Origin of the sequence: Cupriavidus mimosae, assembly GCF_023952485.1 — a bacterium.
Classification (GTDB): domain Bacteria; phylum Pseudomonadota; class Gammaproteobacteria; order Burkholderiales; family Burkholderiaceae; genus Cupriavidus; species Cupriavidus taiwanensis_C.
Genome location: NZ_JALHRY010000001.1, coordinates 145,097 through 162,326, shown reverse-complemented (window position 1 = coordinate 162,326; position 17,230 = coordinate 145,097). Strand labels below are relative to the sequence as shown.

15 protein-coding genes are annotated in these 17,230 nt (G+C 55.7%); 2 read left to right on the top strand and 13 right to left on the bottom strand.

Going from position 1 to position 17,230, the window contains the following annotated elements; all coding sequences use genetic code 11:
- Nucleotides 1-125: 125 nt before the first annotated feature.
- The 5 genes from MKD50_RS00760 to MKD50_RS00740 form a co-directional block, all read right to left on the bottom strand.
- On the bottom strand, nt 126-800 hold the full coding sequence (locus MKD50_RS00760; protein ID WP_252666072.1) for a DsbA family oxidoreductase: 675 nt from the start codon (nt 798-800) through the stop codon (nt 126-128).
- 106 nt (nt 801-906) lie between these two features.
- The gene (locus MKD50_RS00755) at nt 907-1,467 is read right to left on the bottom strand and encodes a TetR/AcrR family transcriptional regulator (RefSeq protein WP_240988307.1); all 561 of its coding nucleotides are present in this window, start codon (nt 1,465-1,467) and stop codon (nt 907-909) included.
- Between the two features lie 195 nt (nt 1,468-1,662).
- Nucleotides 1,663-2,232, bottom strand: a complete 570-nt coding sequence (locus tag MKD50_RS00750; protein ID WP_111517000.1) for a c-type cytochrome — start codon at nt 2,230-2,232, stop codon at nt 1,663-1,665.
- Entirely contained in the window at nt 2,216-3,436 is a 1,221-nt protein-coding gene (soxC, locus tag MKD50_RS00745) for a sulfite dehydrogenase (RefSeq protein WP_371925273.1), read from the bottom strand. The genes MKD50_RS00750 and soxC overlap by 17 nt, the downstream gene beginning before the upstream one ends.
- A gap of 270 nt (nt 3,437-3,706) precedes the next feature.
- Nucleotides 3,707-4,285: a TetR/AcrR family transcriptional regulator gene (locus MKD50_RS00740; RefSeq protein WP_252666070.1), complete on the bottom strand. Its 579-nt coding sequence runs from the start codon at nt 4,283-4,285 to the stop codon at nt 3,707-3,709.
- 377 nt (nt 4,286-4,662) lie between these two features.
- On the opposite strand from MKD50_RS00740, the gene MKD50_RS00735 reads away from it, so the two are divergent.
- Nucleotides 4,663-6,612: a sigma-54-dependent Fis family transcriptional regulator gene (locus MKD50_RS00735; RefSeq protein ID WP_252666069.1), complete on the top strand. Its 1,950-nt coding sequence runs from the start codon at nt 4,663-4,665 to the stop codon at nt 6,610-6,612.
- A gap of 76 nt (nt 6,613-6,688) precedes the next feature.
- Here the strand turns inward: MKD50_RS00735 and MKD50_RS00730 are convergent, their stop codons facing one another.
- From MKD50_RS00730 to MKD50_RS00705, 6 genes are all read right to left on the bottom strand, one after another.
- Nucleotides 6,689-7,438, bottom strand: coding sequence for a TSUP family transporter (locus MKD50_RS00730; RefSeq protein WP_252666068.1), 750 nt, complete (start codon nt 7,436-7,438; stop codon nt 6,689-6,691).
- Nucleotides 7,439-7,554: 116 nt separating this feature from the next.
- Nucleotides 7,555-8,865, bottom strand: a complete 1,311-nt coding sequence (locus tag MKD50_RS00725) for an MFS transporter (RefSeq protein ID WP_252666067.1) — start codon at nt 8,863-8,865, stop codon at nt 7,555-7,557.
- Nucleotides 8,866-8,976: 111 nt separating this feature from the next.
- Entirely contained in the window at nt 8,977-9,294 is a 318-nt protein-coding gene (locus MKD50_RS00720; RefSeq protein WP_111516994.1) for a Rieske 2Fe-2S domain-containing protein, read from the bottom strand.
- Between the two features lie 18 nt (nt 9,295-9,312).
- Entirely contained in the window at nt 9,313-10,353 is a 1,041-nt protein-coding gene (locus MKD50_RS00715) for a 2Fe-2S iron-sulfur cluster-binding protein (RefSeq protein WP_252666066.1), read from the bottom strand.
- A 12-nt stretch (nt 10,354-10,365) separates the two neighbouring features.
- A complete protein-coding gene (locus tag MKD50_RS00710) occupies nt 10,366-10,827 on the bottom strand; it encodes an aromatic-ring-hydroxylating dioxygenase subunit beta (protein WP_111516992.1) in 462 nt (153 codons plus the stop codon).
- 44 nt (nt 10,828-10,871) lie between these two features.
- Nucleotides 10,872-12,089, bottom strand: a complete 1,218-nt coding sequence (locus MKD50_RS00705; RefSeq protein ID WP_111516991.1) for an aromatic ring-hydroxylating oxygenase subunit alpha — start codon at nt 12,087-12,089, stop codon at nt 10,872-10,874.
- A gap of 462 nt (nt 12,090-12,551) precedes the next feature.
- Here MKD50_RS00705 and aldA point away from each other — a divergent pair, with 462 nt between their 5' ends.
- Nucleotides 12,552-13,988, top strand: coding sequence for an aldehyde dehydrogenase (aldA, locus tag MKD50_RS00700; protein WP_111516990.1), 1,437 nt, complete (start codon nt 12,552-12,554; stop codon nt 13,986-13,988).
- 447 nt (nt 13,989-14,435) lie between these two features.
- On the opposite strand, the gene MKD50_RS00695 is transcribed toward aldA, so the two are convergent.
- On the bottom strand, nt 14,436-15,116 hold the full coding sequence (locus MKD50_RS00695; RefSeq protein ID WP_111516989.1) for a Crp/Fnr family transcriptional regulator: 681 nt from the start codon (nt 15,114-15,116) through the stop codon (nt 14,436-14,438).
- A 76-nt stretch (nt 15,117-15,192) separates the two neighbouring features.
- A complete protein-coding gene (gene acs / locus MKD50_RS00690) occupies nt 15,193-17,175 on the bottom strand; it encodes an acetate--CoA ligase (RefSeq protein WP_111516988.1) in 1,983 nt (660 codons plus the stop codon).
- Between the last annotated feature and the right edge of the window lie 55 nt (nt 17,176-17,230).

Genomic DNA, 17,230 nt, shown 5'->3' with positions numbered 1-17,230 from the left:
TTCTTAAAAAGGCGCTTTCGCGCATATGAAATTTCCAGGACACATGACGTGTCCACTAACCTGCGAATGTCGGCCCCCTTGGTTGCCAACACCGCCTAAATGAGAAGACTGGCTTCTCCTGCTAACTAACTTGTACAGCCATTGATACTGCAAGTCGCTCCAGCAGCCACTGCCGAGTCCTCCACATCAGCAGCTGCCTTTAGCAGGGTCGCCTCAAAACTGGCCACTTCGCGCACTCCCGAGACAAAAAACTTGTCAGCAAACACAAACAGGGGGACCCCATTTGCTACATGACTTGCCTCGTTCTCATCACGCGCTATCTCTGATTCCAGTTCACGGGACTCGAAATCGAAGGATGTGGTAACGCCGAGCTCTTTTGCGAGAGCGAGAAGTACGTTGGCATCAAAGATGTTGAGTCCGTCGGTGGTAACACCACGGTAGATTCCTTCAATCATCCGTTGCCTGTCGGCTGAGGACTCGATACTCTTGACCAGAGCGTGCGCAGCGGTCGTATCACCAAAGCGCATGGTGTCAAAGTTGTACTTCAAGCCTTCCGTTACGCCTGCTTTTGCGACTGCCGCCATCATGCCTTCGGCTGCAGACGAATTACCGAACTTTGCATAAAGAGCCTCCTTAAAATCCACCGGAGCCATGCCTCTAGCAAGGCGGTAGGCCTTGTGTGTGACGACTACCTCGACTTGATTTTCCAGAGCCGCCACGGCTTTTTCAAAACGTCGCTTGGCAATCCAGCACCACGGACATACAAAATCCGACCAAATCTTGACATTGACTCGTTTCATGATCATGCTTCGCAACACCATACCTACTAGTAGGTAGGCGCCGACGTTAAATAAAAGGACCAGTCCGTGCGGATGGCCCTAGGTGCAACCAGGGATAAATCAGCCCCTACTTATCGAGGCCCGCCACAAGTCGAATAAAGTTCCAATCCAGCGCCTCACCGTCCTTCAGCGCCCAGTTAATAAAACTTGCGCCTTCCAGTGCACTTAAAAGTTGGAAAGCCTTCTGCCGCGTGCCGGGAGCTGCCGGAATCTCTCCATTGACAACCCCCTTATCGAGTATCTTTGTTAGCCACTTCAATTGAAGATCGAAGAAATGGTGCGTGAGCCTTTGCAAACCCAGCGGTAGCGCGGCCATTTCAGCAGCGAGTGCACCGCAGAGTGGCAACAAGCCACCCTCACTGCTGGCACTGAAAGCGAGGAAAAACGCCTTCAGGCGGCCTTCCAAGTCTTCATGGACCAGTTCGATCCGCTCAAAGTCGATGCGTACCCTATCGATGTAGGCTTCGACAATGGCTACCCCCAAATCTTCCTTGGTTGGAAAATGGTGATGGATGCTTGCCTTCTTGATACCGACGGTTTCAACAAGGTCGGCGTAGCTGAAAGCAGCGTACCCCTTCGAGCGCATCAAATTTTCCGCCGCGCACACCAGCGCTTCCCGCGTTCCCATTGCCGTCATCCGACTAACCCACCCTACGTCATCCAATGCAGGTATTCTACCTACTAGTTGGTTGGTTGTCAAACACCGACTGGCGAGCACGAAAGATGTGACACGTTATTATCATTACGGAAGGAGTAGAGCCGTTTTCGCCACTCGAAATGAGGAAAGCGGGATACAAAAAGAACGCAAGCTTGCTTCGAGCAACTAAGGCTTCTTGCCTCTGGGGTCAGGAATAAAGCCGTCTCGGTTCGGCATCTTCACATTCGCAAGGGTCTTATCGCTCAACGTGGCAGTGGAGTCAATGATCTTCCCTTCCGAAAGGATATAGGCAGACAACGCATATACCTCATTGTTGGTTAGACTACCAGGCGCATTAAAAGGCATGGCACGTTTGATGTAATCAAAAAGGGTTGTTGCATATGGCCAATAGCTTTCAACTGTCTTTACTGGGGCTTTAGTTGGATCATTATTAACCAATGTTCCACGGCCACCTATGAGACGATCAGCAATTCCTCCCTCGAGGCTAACACCATGGCATGCTGCACATTTTTGCTGAAAGATCTGCTTCCCTTCCTTCGCACTGCCAGCTCCCTTTGGCAATCCTGTACCGTCAGGCAGAGGAGATATAAAGCCTGCCAGATCTTTCTCGGTCGCAGGCGACCCAAAGCCATACGCTCGCACACTTTCCGCGGCAATCGATAGTCCCTGGCCGCCACCCACGTAAAGAAAGCCAAGGAGGACTACATCACGCATGCGCCTAGCTGTGGTGAACATTGGAGACTCTCCCGTCGGATGCGACTTTCCAGCTTTGAATTGCATTTAGGTGATAAACCGAGGCGACTGGCCCATTGGTGCCTCGAACTTTGGTAAGCTCAGCCAGCGTTGGTTGCCGATATCCAGTGTCATCGACACAGCGACTTTGCAGGACACACTCTTTTCCATCCCATTGCCATGCGAATCGGAAGCGTGTGTGACAGATCGGGAGAACCGGTCCTTGCAATTTTGCCTCCGTCCAACTCTTTCCACCATTGACGCTAATCTCAACCTTGCGGATGCTGCCGCGGCCAGACCATGCGAGCCCTGTAATCTCATAAAAGCCGGGGCCACGCAGTAACATCTCTCCTGAGGGATATGTAATCACGGACTTTGCATCCATCTCGAATGAAAATTGGACGGCCTTTCCATTCGGAAGCAAATCAGTGTACTTAGATGTCTCCTCTCTCGTCATAAATGGCCGGTCGGAAATCTCCAGTCGTCTTAGCCATTTGATATGTGTATTCCCTTCATAGCCGGGCACGATAAGGCGCAACGGGTATCCTTGCTCAGGACGAATGGCTTCACCGTTCTGACCATATGCCAAAAAGCAATCCTTTAATGCCTTGTCGAGAGGAATACTCCGAGTCATGACTGCTGCGTCGCCACCTTCTGCCAACAGCCATTTGGCGCCAGGCTTTACACCAACTTCGTTCAGAATCGTAGCGAGCGGAACGCCGGTCCACTCGGACGTTGAGGTCAATCCGTGCGTCCCTTGCACTGTCTTCATCGTCGGCTTTACCCATTCGGTCAGACCATTCCCCGAACACTCAATGAATAAGATGCGGGATACCGATGGGAAACGCCTTATATCCTGCATACCAAACTTCTTGGCCTGCTTCACCATGCCATGGACATAGAGCATGTGCTTGGAGGGATCAATTGTCGTGATACCTCCATGATGGCGTTCGAAGTGAAGTCCGGAAGGGGTGATAATCCCGAGACCATTTTGAAGCGGCGTCATCGTCCACGATGACTGGTTCGTCGGTGTTTTAGGTTGAGTGCGGATCTCGGTCTCAAACTGCGAACGCGTTCCATAGCCGCCATCTGCCCATGTGTCTTCACCCTGAACTTTTGTCGGATCTGAGGGGGCATCACGGTTTTTCGCCCCTGCCGGTGCAGCTGACATGGCATTGGTAGCTATCCCCGCACCCATTGCGACCATACCGCTAGCCAGGAACGCTCTGCGATTATACGAATGGCTTTCACCCAGGAAATAGGGAGAGTCGGGCCTCCTTCGTTCGATATTTAAAAAGCCTTCTTCCCTCTCTTGGCGATCTTCCACCGTTGGTCCCGCCCAAGGAATTGTTCGGCCGCCGGATTTCTCGTGCATCGGGTTGTCTCCATAGGGGTTAGGGACTGTACCGATTGGTCGGTACAGTTTGGCCCGTGATAATGTCTTACCGGGCCTCGATGAGAAGCTTTAAATTAAGTTTTACCTCTGCACCATTCGAAGCGCCATCTCATTTAGACGCTCCGCTATTGCTTCCGGGCTAACCGTACCTTCTGGGCGAATCCAAAGGTAACTGTAGAAGTACATACCCAGCACGCCCTTCAAAACGACGGGATCGTAGGGATGAAAAATTCCCAGGTCAGCTCCATCGACCAAGACCGCGCGCCATGCCTTTTCGTATTTCGAGTGTAGCGCCATGACTTCTGCACGTCGGCCAGCAGTTAGCGATTGCACGTCACGGAAGCAAACCGTCAGTTCAGCCTGGTGCGACGCGATCTTCAACACGAGATGCCGGCCAAGTAATTCGATTCTCTCGCGTGGATCGATATCCGCATTAAGCTGTTCGGCGAAAGCTGCAAGATCCGTGATGTACTCTCGCGTAATCTCGTAAAGCAAGTCCTCCTTGCTGTGGATATGGTGGTATAGCGCTCCGCGTCCCAGGTTGACCGCCTCTTGAATCGCGTTTATGCCTACAGCGTGGTATCCCCGTTGCGCAAAAAGCTGCGCCGCAGCCCTAAGGATGCGGTCTCGTTGCTGGCTGTGACTGGTTCCCTTCACCATATGCTTGCGGCTCCCCTCAATGTCTGCACTCCAGAATAGGGCGCTGGACCGACCAGTCAATACAATCCTGCACTTTTAACGTTTTGTGCTAAAAAAGTGCAGCCTTTGGCCCATGCGACCGGGACTACAGCGCTTCAACGCGCAATTTCTGTACCGAACGGTCCACCAAGCGGACGCTGTGGATGTGCCGGGCGCAGACGGAAATGGCAGACCTTAGGAAAGCGGCACCTACCTCCATGAGCGGAAGCGCTTCGGGCAAACGATAGGCGGCTGCCTGCCCACAAAGGGGCGCGCCTTATGCCGTGAACTGCTTTACCATAACGATGAGCGTTGACCAGCGAAGTCGCGCCCCTCACCCCAAAACAGTGGAGACACGTGTGCCCCTGGAGTTCCATCAAGCCAAAGGCGCCCTAGCAAAACATGCCTTGGAGGCATCTTGGCAGCGTTCTATTGCGTCAGGATTGGCCGAAACACATCAGGTTCTTCCACCTGTGACGTCCTGGGCAGATGGCCGGGCGGTTAGGTCTCGCAACAGCAAACTTCTTAAATATGCCGAGCCTTCTGTCGAAAACACATTCGAACAGATGGCCGGTACCGGCACGGTGGTTGTGTTAGCCGATGCCGAGGGCATCATTGTTTGTAGCAAGGGCGATGCGGACCTAATGTCCGGGCCTTTCGGTCCCCTCTTTCAGCCGGGAGTTAGTTGGTCAGAAGCGATTGCTGGCACAAATGCGATCGGCACATGCGTAGCCAGCCGTGCGCCGGTAACAGTCGACTTGGCTGAGCATTATCTGATCCCATTTCGTTCCCTGAGTGGGGCAGCAGCACCATGTTTCGACTCTGCCGGCACAATCGCAGGCGTTTTCGCCGCATACAGCACCAGCCCTGCCATCCACGCTCTTCCGTTGATTCGTACTGTAGCGGTGCTGATAGAGAACCGCATGCTTGTGCGCGAGATGGCCGACGAGATCGTCGTCGTTTTCCATCCTGTGGCTGAGTACCTTACGACCATCAAGCAAGCGATCGCGGTGTTTGGATCTGACGGAAAGCTACTCGGCTCCAACAGCGCAGCACGCTGTCTCCTAAACCTGGACCCCCGCGATACCCTTGGCAAGCGATTCACGGATTTGTTCGGCTTCAACTTTTCATTGGAGCGCTTTGTCGACAAGGCTCGCGCGATGCGAGGCAGCCAGTTTGCAGCCTCTCTCCGGGATGGCCGCGAGGTAACGATGATCGTAAACGTGGGAGTTACCGGCGAGGCAGCTTGCTCAGCCCGGGCGCCCACTGATGCCAGTCAAAGTACGGATCAACAACAAACGAGGCCAAGAAGCGCACGCGTCCTCCTAAAGGACCTCGACCTCGGTGACCCGCAGATGCAACGAGCGATTCAGAAGGCATCGATGATACTTGGCTCTGATATCCCACTGCTTATTGAAGGCGAATCAGGCGTTGGCAAAGAGGTCTTTACCGCTGCGTTTCACAACTCCGGGCCTCGGCACAACGGACCTTTCGTGGCTGTCAACTGTGCAGCGATTCCAGAGGGGCTGATTGAGTCTGAACTGTTCGGTTATGAGGAAGGCGCATTTACCGGTGCGAAGCGCAAAGGCTTCCCCGGAAAAATTTTGCAGGCAAATGGAGGAACGCTATTTCTTGATGAAATCGGAGACATGCCTCTCTCCCTTCAAGGCAGGCTGCTGAGGGTGCTACAGGAGCGTCAAGTCACCCCGCTCGGCAGCACGCGGAGCATGCCTGTGGATGTCTCCATCGTTTGCGCAACACATCGTTCGATGATTGACGAGGTCACGGCCGGTCGCTTTCGCGAGGACCTCTACTATCGCCTGAATGGTCTTCGCATACGTCTCCCATCTCTTCGGGAAAGAAAGGACATCTCCTGTCTAATTGACTTTGTCATCAACGCAGAGAGTGGCGGCAGGAAAATTGAAGTCACACCGGACGTGCGCCACGCGCTTTGCACTCACCCATGGCCAGGCAACATCCGTCAGCTTCAAATGACTCTGCGCACCGCGCTTGCAATCCTCAGGGATGGCACTGAGCTAAGGCTTGAGCATTTGCCAGATGAACTAGTTCCAACCGAAGGCTCGGAAACGCCGTCCCAGGTGGAAGCGCAACCCTGCGACTTGGCACAAATAGAGATGGATGCCGTCCGACGAGCCATAGCCGCATCCGATGGAAACATGTCCGAGGCTGCCCGCATATTGGGCATCAGTCGCAAGACTCTATACCGCAAACTGGAGAAGCTATCGGCCCAGTCTACGGCAGGCCAGGTTGCAAAAGAGCAGGCCGCCCCGGGAACAAAGGGCACATGATGGGACCGATCTGGTGCCTCAATGCCATCAGGCTGGCGGTACCGCTCAGCCTGATCCGGTTGTGGACGAACGCGGCTCATCGCCACCCCATCGCAAAGATACAAATGCCCATCGCTGAGAGCAGCAAGAAAGCCGCGCGCCGTATTGCCAAGTCAGAAAGCTGGGGTGGAAATCGAATGAACAACGCTGTTGTAATTGCCACCACCGGAACCGATAGTAGCCCCAGATAGACAGCGTTAGAATCGACGCCTCCATTTGCTGCGAGGATAGTAATCCGCATGAGCGAAATGGTGCCAAAAATTCCGAGGAGCGTGAGCCGTACCTGCTCCAATGCCAGGGGCTGTATGTAGAACTGGTAGATGATAGGCGGACCAGGTACGCTGAACATTCCACCCAGGACGCCACCTACACCTCCAGCCAATACAAAGCTTGTCGATCGAGAGGTCTCCGCTCTTGCACGGGGACGCACACATAGCGTAGCCCCGGCAATCAAAACAACCAAACCAAGAGTCAGTTGTAGCAGCGTGGCGCTGCGTGAGCTAACAGTATCAAGCAGCCAGACACCTAACGGCACCCCAGGAATTATCCCTAACAGAGTACGGACAAAGAGCTTTCGGTTCAAGAGATGGAGATTTCCGCGAAGCGCGAGCGCAGTATTCACCAGCGTCATGATATTGATTGCAGTCGCGGTGGTTTCAATTCGCACGAGTTGAAGCACGACTGCAGCGCCAAGTACGAAGATGCCAAGGGCAAACCCTGTGAAGGCTTGCAGGTAGCTCCCTATGGCAACTATGCAAAGAAAACCAATCAGGGCTGTGGTGCTCACGGTCGCCTCCAAGGCGCGCTAGACCAAAAATGAAGTCGCGCCACTTTTTTGTTCTCGCATCAAGCACTGGTGGAAAACGAGAAAAGGCGCGACTCAGTCGCGCCTTGCATTGGCTTTTATGCCACTACACTGCATTCGCTCTCTAGTGCGGACTTGCGGCGGCTGAGCGCAAAAATCCCGATAAAAGCCATCACCTCAGAGGCAATGAGCAGCGCTGAGATCGGCCAGGTACCGTACTTCGGGAGCACCGCGGTTGAAAACAGAGGCACAAGGCCGCCGATGATCGTCGCAGCCTGGCTGCCCAGCGAGATACCGGTATACCTGAGCTGTTCGGGGAACAGCTCAGTAAAGTACGCCGGCAAAGCTCCCCACATCGCCCAGAGGGGGCCAGCCATCAGCATCATGGCTAGCCAGACCCATTTAATCTCACCGAGATCAACGATGGTGAAAAACGGAAATGCTATGGCAGCGAGAAACAAGAATCCAGTCAGGAAGATCGGCTTTTTTCCGATACGGTCCGACAATGCGCCCGCGGCGAGGATGACAAGGGTGAGGACAAGGTTGACCACGACAACACCGAGGAGCACCATCGATCTGTCCAACTTCAGGACAGAAGTGGCGTAATAGGTCAAAAATACCCACACGGTGTAGAACGGGACAGTAATCGCGCCGAGGTAGATGAACGCGGTATGCACAACAACCCCCGGATGATTTCGCAGCACCTCAACAACGGGGAACTTGGCGATCTTGCCGGCTGCTTGCGCTTTCCGGAACGCGGGCGTTTCAGTGACCTTCATCCGGATATACAGACCTGACAGCAGCATAACGATGCTGAGCAAGAACGGGACGCGCCAACCCCAGGACATGAACTGTTCTTTGGTCAGAAAGTACGATGCGCTGAACAGGACGGCGGTAGCAATAGCCAGACCAATTGTGGCACCGATTTGAACAACACTGCCGAAAAAGCCACGGCGAGCTGGCGGTGCATACTCAACCGCCATCAACACTGCCCCACCCCACTCGCCTCCAAGCGCGATGCCTTGCAGGAAGCGGCAGATGGTCAGCAAGATCGGTGCCCATATTCCAATCACCTCATACGTCGGCAATAGCCCGATTGCGAACGTTGAAGCGCCCATGAGTGTGAGCGTGGTAATCAGCATTGTCTTACGGCCGATTCGGTCACCGTAGTGCCCGAAGACAATGCCGCCTAGTGGTCGCGCCACAAAGCCGACTGCCAAGGTGCCGAAAGAGGCAAGCGTGCCGGCAACTGAAGAATAGGCGGGAAAGAAAAGTTGGCCGAAAACTAGCGCCGCCGTGAAACCATACAAAAAGAAGTCGTACCACTCCATGATGGTTCCAACCATACTTGCGGTTGAAACACGTGCTGGGGATACCGGCATCTCATTGTCTAGAGTATTGCTGGTCATCGTTGTCTCCTCGTTTCGTGTCGACGATGGATCTAGTAGTAAGTGCGCTAATGATTTAGTGGGTTGCGCAAATGACGGGCGGGGAATTGCACCAAGCCGTCATGACCATGGCTACAGCTTCATTTCGGGATCTACGTAGATGGCCTCTCCTTCCATATCGACCCTATAAACATTCAGTGGGCACTCTGCGAGCCCCACGGGCTCCCCTGTTGCTACTTTCCACTGCCACATATGCTGATGGCACGTCAGTACCTCACCGTCGAACAGCCCATCCTCTAAGCGCACCTCCTGATGTGGGCAAACGCCATCGCAGGCGTAAATCTGGTCATCCACCCGCAACAGAAGAATGGATGCTCCACCGGCGAGATCGAAGGTGGCCATGCCGTTCTCGGCAATGTCTCGGCGGTCACAGACATAATGACGTGCCATTTCCTTACTCCTTGCGAGTCAGTTAAATTTGTCGTACGAAATGTTCGTCGGGCTGAGCTTGCCTTGCAGTACAAGGCCGCGCATAGCCGCGTCAACTGCCGGAGGCGGACCTGCTAGAAAAGCATGGACATCTGAAAGTCGTCCCTCCATCTGCTTCAACGCCACCTCGTGAACGAGGCCCCGTTTGAACGCCAACCCCGGATACTGATGAGCGACATCTAGCGAAACCGACTCATCGGAAATGCAAATCGTAACGTCGAGCCCGCCTCGTGCTGCACGCGAGAAGCCAGCTAGACGCTCCAAAAAGAACGTGTCTCGCATAGAGCGCACGCCGAAGAAAACAGCACCCGTCTTGTCCCAAAAATAGTCTAGCTCTTGCGCATGCGAAAGAATGGACATCATCCCAGCCACGCCGCTGCCTCCAGCAATACAGAGCAAGTTCTTCTGCAGCGACGGTTTGAAGACGGCTTGTCCAAGTGGGCCCATCACACGCACAGACGTTCCCACCTGGTTCGTCCCAAAGTAAGCTTCTGAAAGACCTCCCCCGGGCTTCCTCTTGATCAGCAGTTCAAGCCTGCAAGAGTCACGCTCGTAATTGACGATTGAATATGCTCGGTATCCACTGATACCTGGAGTTCCAAGCAGCACGAACTGACCCGCCCGGTAGTTCATCGGCTCCTGAAGTTCGATCTCCCATGAGGCCACATCGTGCGTCAGCAACTCCCAACGGGTCACCGTCCCTTCAGCGGTAAACGGTCGAATTTCATCGGGTGCAACCTGAGATACGGACTGCTTCAACTCGATTTCGCAGTCACCCCGCGGCGCACACTGGCACAGCAGAATTTCGTCAGATTTCGCTGTGGGCTTCTTGCCGGGGGCGGCACTCCACAGGTCTTCGACCTTGCCTGCCGCGAGTCGCGCGCTGCAGCTTCCGCAAGTTCCGCTTGCGCACGCATACGGCAGTGCAACCCCACTGGAAAGGCCAGCCATCAACAAGCTCTGGCCTTCGTCAGCCGTGAACTCATGGCGCTCGTTGCGAGAGTGAATGGTGATCTTCATGATGTTCAAACTCTAGAAAGGAACGTGATAGCCTTTTCCGAGCATTCTGGTATCCAGTCGTACCTCTCGGTCCACCAGTACTGCCCCATCGCTGCTGACCTGGATCTCGTCGAGGTACTTACCGACTGCGACGAGAGAGGTAGTCCCACCTTGATGCTCAGTGCGAAATACCTGAAGTGCTGACATGACCTTCACATGACCTTCCTGGCCTGCCGGTTCTACTGTGAAGATCGAAAAATGGCGCGTGAGCGGTGTCCGGTCCATGTTCTGCTTCGGCAGCAGATTGAATAAATCCTTCAGATCGCGCTTGTTCTTTTCCAGCCAAAGCATGTCTTTTCGGATCTCCGGACTATATGCGGTGATCCGATAGTTGAAGTTCTCGTGGCAAAGGTTCAGGTATCCTGCGTAGTCGTTTCCATCTAGCGCCAGGCATGTTTTTGCGATCAGCGCACGAACGGTGCTTTCGATTTCCATGTCTATGTCCTGTATTGAGTGTGGCAGTTCTTCTGGTTCAGGGTTCACAGCTCGCAAAAAGGGTCAGACGCCTTCCGTCCCATGCGACGACTCCATTCCTGATAGAAGTGGCGCATGCCAACTTCGTCGTGAATCTTGTTGTTCTCTACCCGCGCATGCAGGATGACAGGAGCTTCGCTTCGGTCGGCAAGGGCAAGACCCTGTCCATATGCCCCCATGAGATCCTCGGGGAGATTGCGTCCGAATGGGCCCCAGATGGAGTTGTGCATACGAACACGCGCCGCCCTTTCTTCGGCGGTATCGGCCTTCAGACCAAAGCCGCGATACTCAATAAGCAGCTTGTTGGGGCCGAGCGGCAGAACCGTGTCGAGTCGGAATGCCGGAGCTCGAATATTGAACGTCGCACCGGGGAAGAGGTCGACCAGCGCCCACCGGTTGGGACCCAATCCTGGCCAGCCGAGCGTCTGCTTCTCATGACCTTTCATTGCGTCGTACTTCAGCATCATGTCCGTAACCTGGGCATGACCGCCTTCGAAGGTGACGAACTCCCGGTCGAAGTAGCCGGGCTGCAGCATACCCGTGACCCGGTTGTGGTAATGCATGTAGTCGTGGTACAGCTCGCAGTTGGTGTCATGCCAAAGCTTGTAGTTACCCTCGACAACCGCGCGGTGGTAATGGAAGATCTCCAGAGGCTCCGCCAGCATCTCTGCCAAGGGGTCAAGAGCGCCGTTGAGGTACTCTTTGAGCGAAGGCCCGTTATCGTCGACGTTGACCCATACGAAACCACCGTGCGCAACTTCCGACCGGAATTCGCGCAGGCTGTAATCGCACTTCGACACACGGTCCTGGTAGCCCTCCTTTTCCCGAGGGATGTCGACGCAGTTCCCGCGCGCATCAAATGCCCACGCATGGAAAATGCAAGTGATGCGCTTTGGCCCGCCGGACGCGCTCGCTGCCGCAATCGATCCAGAAGCTTCGTGCAACAGCAAGTTGCCTCGGTGAGGGCAGATATTGTTGAAGACGTGAATCTTGTTGTCCTCGTCCCGGATGATGATCATGTTGTGGCCGCCAGGGTGCTCGTACAGGCGGTAGTCAAGCGGTGCCGGCAATTCGCTTTCATGACAGGCGACCAGCCAACATTTGTCGAAGATCTGCTGTTGTTCTTCCTTGAAGATCTCTTCGTCCGTGTAGATCCTCGGATCTACGAACTGCGATGCGGTAAGGGAAGGTCTCCGGGTCCATTCCGAGCCGTTGCGCGACATTTCTGCTCCTTCTGTGGGTCAAGTAGGTGGACTGCACCCTTCCCTCTACAGGTTCTGTGCCAGCCCGGCTTTACCTAGGGGAAATCCCGACGATCGATGCGCGCCAAGGGAGCAATTCATGCTGTTTTCCGCAGTGCAGCACGCGTTCGGCCCTATTCGGAGAGCGGCCCCTGTGTCGAACCGACCCAACTCCCCCGCGCGCGCTGTAGCGTTTGGAAACACCTGTCACCCACCCATCCATAGCGCCAGGCAGCTCCAGCTGTGCGTAGCAGGCAGTTCTTGAGGGTCTGTGGCAACCACAAGAGCCGAATCAGACTTGGCACGACCATTGCAGTTTCAGCCTTTAGCCGACAGGTGCATTCACCGCGTCTTCCCGGCAAGACCCGCCCACGCGTACCGAGGAGACAGGACGCGGGTGCGTGGAGAGTTCCATGTCTGACTTGCAATTCCAAAGGAGCAGGAATGTTCAACGACCATCGCAACTTCATTGATGGGGTGTTTTCCAAACAAGCTTCAACTGCGCAGTTGGCGGTACTGAATCCAGCGACCAACGAGACGCTCGGCTATATCCCTGATTCGGATCAAGCCGACATCAACGCTGCGGTTGCCGCGGCACGGCGCGCGCAAGGCCCATGGGAACGGCTTCCGGCCATTGAGCGCGCAAGTTTTCTCCGCCGCATTTCCGCCAAGATTCGTGAAAACAAAGCGCGACTTGCGGAGCTAATTACTCGCGAACAAGGTAAGGTGCTGAGCCTGGCGGAGGTGGAGGTAAACTTCACCGCCGACTACATCGACTACATGGCCGAATGGGCGCGCCGTATTGAGGGCGAGGTTCTAACAAGCGACCGCCCGAACGAAACGATTCTGCTGCTGCGCAAACCAATCGGCGTAGTCGCGGGCATCCTTCCGTGGAACTTCCCATTCTTCCTGATTGCTCGCAAGATGGCTCCGGCTCTTGTGGCCGGCAACACGATTGTCATCAAGCCGAGCGAAGAGACGCCGCTGAACGCGTTTGAGTTTGCGAAGCTGGTCGCCGAGTGCGACTTGCCGCCTGGTGTCTTCAATCTGGTTGGGGGCGGCCGAGACGCAGGCGCGACGCTGGCCGGCCACTCCGGCGTGGACCTTGTATCGTTCACAGGAAGTGTGGGCACTGGCGTTCATATCATGCTGGCGGCCGCCCCCAATCTCACGCGGGTCAATCTGGAGCTAGGCGGGAAGGCGCCGGCGATCGTCCTGGCCAGCGCTGATCTTGACCTCGCGGCCAACGCCATTTACAACTCGCGTATATTGAACTCCGGTCAAGTCTGCAATTGCGCGGAGCGAGTCTACGTTGAGCGCTCAGTCGTTCCAGCTTTCACTGAGAAGATCGTCGCGCTGATGAAGGCGGCTACCTTCGGCGACCCCCTAGTAGACCGAACCGTCACCATGGGTCCGCTGGTCAGTGCCGCGCAGCTCTCGAAGGTCGCTGCGGCAGTTGAGACAGCCAAAAGTCAAGGCGCGCACGTGGCGCTTGGTGGCAGGGTTGCAGACCGCGCGGTCGGCCACCATTACGAGCCGACCGTGCTGGTTGATTGCAACCATGACATGGACATCATGCGCACGGAGACGTTCGGCCCCGTGCTTCCGATTCAGGCGGTTGATTCGCTGGACGAAGCAATTCGCTACGCTAACGACTCGGAGTATGGCCTGACATCATCCATCTTCACCAACGATCTGAATGCGGCCATGCACGCATGCCGCGAACTGAAATTCGGTGAGACCTACGTCAATCGCGAGCACTTCGAAGCGATGCAGGGTTTCCATGCGGGCCGACGGAAGTCGGGCATCGGAGGTGCGGACGGCAAGCATGGCCTCTATGAGTATATGGAAACGCAGGCCATCTACATGCAAACGAAATAAGTCAGCCACTGCCAGGTAAAGGGCGTTGCTCTGGTAGAGCAACCCCTTTTTTTTTGCTGGCGCAATTGACGCTGGGAAGTCGTTGCCCCTCACTTAGCTGGTCATCAATTGAATGACTGCTCAGCGTCGAGCAACTCCTTCTGAAAAGCGTGAAGAGCCACAGAATGATGGTCGCTGCCCCAGAACAAATGTGTTCACGCCCGTGCGACCGTCGACGGTAGTGGCAGAACCTTTACCTAGCGTGTGACATGCACTGCGTGGAGTCGACCACGGCCTGGAAAACCTTCAGGAAATAGAGATCGATATTTCGCATTGAGTCTTATATCTCGACCGGTCTTTGTGAATCAGCGAGCATTCTTAGCCATGTTCCACAAGACAGCCGCTCGATACTCCCTTCTGCAACCGCGCTCTGGGCCGGATAATTTCGCACCCAGGGAGAATGCCACTTCAAGGTCTAAGAGCATTCCACGCCGACGCCTCAGCTTCATCTGCTGCGCAAAGCAATGCGGCCATCGCCTCACTAGCGGCTTGCGAGCTATCGCTCGACTGCAGGATTTGCTTCCGCATCATGGATATTGCCTGGATGCACTGCCTGAGTGCATGTTCCTTCTTCAGTGCCGCCTCCTGAGCAAGAGACGGAAGGCTGCGAGGCCCCTCCTGCCAACCGCTTCGTGGCTCGCTATAGCTCAGCAGCAGATTCCCAATTAGCGCCAGATCCTGATCTAGGCGAGCAATCATCTGGTCAATCACCCAGCGGCTAAAGTGCCGGCTGTCGTCGAGCAGCCACTGAAATGTGGCTAGTGGAACTAGCGTCACAACGCTGGGCCGGACAGCACTCACGGCATAAGGCCGGGGCTGCCGATTCAGTATGGCGCCTACGCCGAGCCAGGCCCCAGCGAACACGCTCGAAAAAGCAACGCACCGACCACCGCCGTCAACTGCATCGATTCTCAAGGCGCCTTCGATCACACCGAGCCAGTGCTGAGGAGCGGACCCACGCTGACAGACTACTTCACCAGTCCGATAGTGCTGGACAGACGCGTCCTGCTTGACGCGATCAAGCTGTTCGTCGCTCAATCCCGCACTCCAAGCAGCGGTGTCGATGAATCGAGAAATATCAATGGACATGGTCGTCAGCACTGAGTGCGCACTTGCATCGTGCAATCGGACTCCCGAGACCCGCGACAGGTCCAAGGAGCCGAGGTCACTGACTCTGGCTCAGTTGCTCCAGGATTCCCGGATTCTCCAGCGTCGAAATGTCCTGCGTAATATGCTCACCCTTAGCCAGGGATCGCAGCAGGCGACGCATAATCTTACCCGAGCGCGTCTTAGGGAGATTATCGCCGAACCGAATTTCCTTCGGTTTGGCGATGGGACCAATTTCCCTGCCTACCCAGCTACGCAACTCTGCCGCAATCCGGTGGGACTCGTCACCTTCTGGGCGCGAGCGCTTGAGTACCACGAAGGCACAGATTGCCTCGCCAGTCGTATCATCGGGACGTCCTACCACTGCTGCTTCGGCCACCAAGGGGTTAGACACCAGCGCCGACTCAATTTCCATTGTGCCCATGCGGTGCCCCGACACATTCAGCACGTCGTCGATGCGGCCCATGATGGTGAAGTACGCGGTTTCCTTATCGCGGATCGAGCCATCACCAGCTAGGTAAAGCTTGCCGCCTAGTTCCTCTGGAAAATAGCTCTTCTTGAACCGCGTGGGGTCGCCCCAGATGGTGCGGATCATCGACGGCCACGGCCGCTTGATCACCAGAAGGCCGCCGTTTCCATTGGGCACCTCTTGGCCAGTCTCGTCGACAATTGCCGCCATGATGCCAGGCAATGGCAGCGTACATGAACCCGGAACCAATGACGTTGCGCCTGGCAGCGGCGCAATCATATGCCCACCCGTTTCAGTCTGCCAGAATGTGTCGGCGACGGGGCACCGCCCTCCGCCAACGGTGGTGTGGTACCACATCCAGGCTTCTGGGTTAATTGGCTCGCCTGCGGTTCCCAGCAAACGAAGACTGGACAAATCGTACTGCTTCGGATGGATACTCTCGTCGGCTTCCGCTGCTTTGATCAGCGCGCGAATGGCCGTCGGTGCGGTGTAGAAAATGTTGACTTTGTGGCGCGCGATCATGTCCCAGAAGCGGCCCGCATCAGGATAGGTCGGAATACCTTCAAACAGGACCTGCGTAGCGCCCGCTGCCAGTGGTCCGTACGCGATATAGGTATGCCCAGTAACCCAGCCAATATCAGCAGTACACCAGAAGATGTCATCGGGCTTGATGTCGAAGGTCCACTTCATCGTCATCCGCGCCCACAGCAGATAGCCCCCTGTGCTGTGCTGCACGCCCTTGGGCTTCCCCGTTGAGCCTGACGTGTAGAGCACGAACAGAGGATGCTCTGCACTAACGGGCTCAGGCTCGCAGGTATCCGGCTGGTCGGCGACGAGGTCCTGCATCCAGTGGTCGCGCCCTGCTGTCCATCCCACGTTTCCGCCGGTGCGGCGGTAGACGATGACGTTCTCAACCGCCTCGCAGCCACCCAGCGCCAGAGCGTCATCTGCGATTGCCTTCAGCGAGAGCGCTTTGCCGCCACGCATCTGCTCGTCGGCTGTAATCAGCGCCACCGCTCCCACATCGGTGATCCGCTCATGGAGCGACTTTGCGGAGAAGCCGCCAAACACGACCGAGTGGGTTGCGCCCAGGCGCGCACAGGCCTGCATTGCGACGACGCATTCCACGGACATCGGCATGTAGATAACAACCCGATCGCCCTTTTTGATGCCGCGCGTCTTCAGCCCATTAGCAAACCTGCATACCTTAGCGTGCAACTCGCGATAGGTGAACCGTGTCACCGTACCGTCGTCAGCCTCGAACACGATTGCGACCTTATCCGCGTTGCCGTTCTGAAGGTTGCGGTCTAAGCAGTTATACGACGCGTTGAGCTCACCATCTTCAAACCAGGTGTAGAACGGCGCATTGCTTTCGTCCAGCACCTTAGTAAAGGGCTTGTGCCAGTGCAGCAGTTCGTGCGCGTGACGAGCCCAAAAACCTTCGTAGTCGCGCTCGGCTTCCTCGCACAACGCATGATATGCATCCATACCACGAACCGCGGCCTCGGAGCTGAAGTCCGAGGGAGGCGGAAAAATACGGTGTTCCTGCAGGTGTGATTCAATCATCGTCATTGCTCTCAAGAAAACAATCCGTGCTGCACCGGGCGTCGCTCGCCCTCCTCGGCCC

Excerpts from the sequence above, each read along its gene's own strand:
- MKD50_RS00740 (WP_252666070.1), bottom strand. The coding sequence starts at position 4,285 with ATGGTGAAGGGAACCAGTCACAGCCAGCAACGAGACCGCATCCTTAGG.
- MKD50_RS00760 (WP_252666072.1), bottom strand. The coding sequence starts at position 800 with ATGAAACGAGTCAATGTCAAGATTTGGTCGGATTTTGTATGTCCGTGG.
- soxC (WP_371925273.1), bottom strand. The coding sequence starts at position 3,436 with ATGGTCGCAATGGGTGCGGGGATAGCTACCAATGCCATGTCAGCTGCA.
- MKD50_RS00755 (WP_240988307.1), bottom strand. The coding sequence starts at position 1,467 with ATGGGAACGCGGGAAGCGCTGGTGTGCGCGGCGGAAAATTTGATGCGC.
- MKD50_RS00705 (WP_111516991.1), bottom strand. The coding sequence starts at position 12,089 with ATGTCGCGCAACGGCTCGGAATGGACCCGGAGACCTTCCCTTACCGCA.
- MKD50_RS00715 (WP_252666066.1), bottom strand. The coding sequence starts at position 10,353 with ATGAAGATCACCATTCACTCTCGCAACGAGCGCCATGAGTTCACGGCT.
- MKD50_RS00725 (WP_252666067.1), bottom strand. The coding sequence starts at position 8,865 with ATGACCAGCAATACTCTAGACAATGAGATGCCGGTATCCCCAGCACGT.
- MKD50_RS00750 (WP_111517000.1), bottom strand. The coding sequence starts at position 2,232 with ATGTTCACCACAGCTAGGCGCATGCGTGATGTAGTCCTCCTTGGCTTT.
- MKD50_RS00710 (WP_111516992.1), bottom strand. The coding sequence starts at position 10,827 with ATGGAAATCGAAAGCACCGTTCGTGCGCTGATCGCAAAAACATGCCTG.
- acs (WP_111516988.1), bottom strand. The coding sequence starts at position 17,175 with ATGACGATGATTGAATCACACCTGCAGGAACACCGTATTTTTCCGCCT.
- MKD50_RS00720 (WP_111516994.1), bottom strand. The coding sequence starts at position 9,294 with ATGGCACGTCATTATGTCTGTGACCGCCGAGACATTGCCGAGAACGGC.
- MKD50_RS00695 (WP_111516989.1), bottom strand. The coding sequence starts at position 15,116 with ATGTCCATTGATATTTCTCGATTCATCGACACCGCTGCTTGGAGTGCG.
- aldA (WP_111516990.1), top strand. The coding sequence starts at position 12,552 with ATGTTCAACGACCATCGCAACTTCATTGATGGGGTGTTTTCCAAACAA.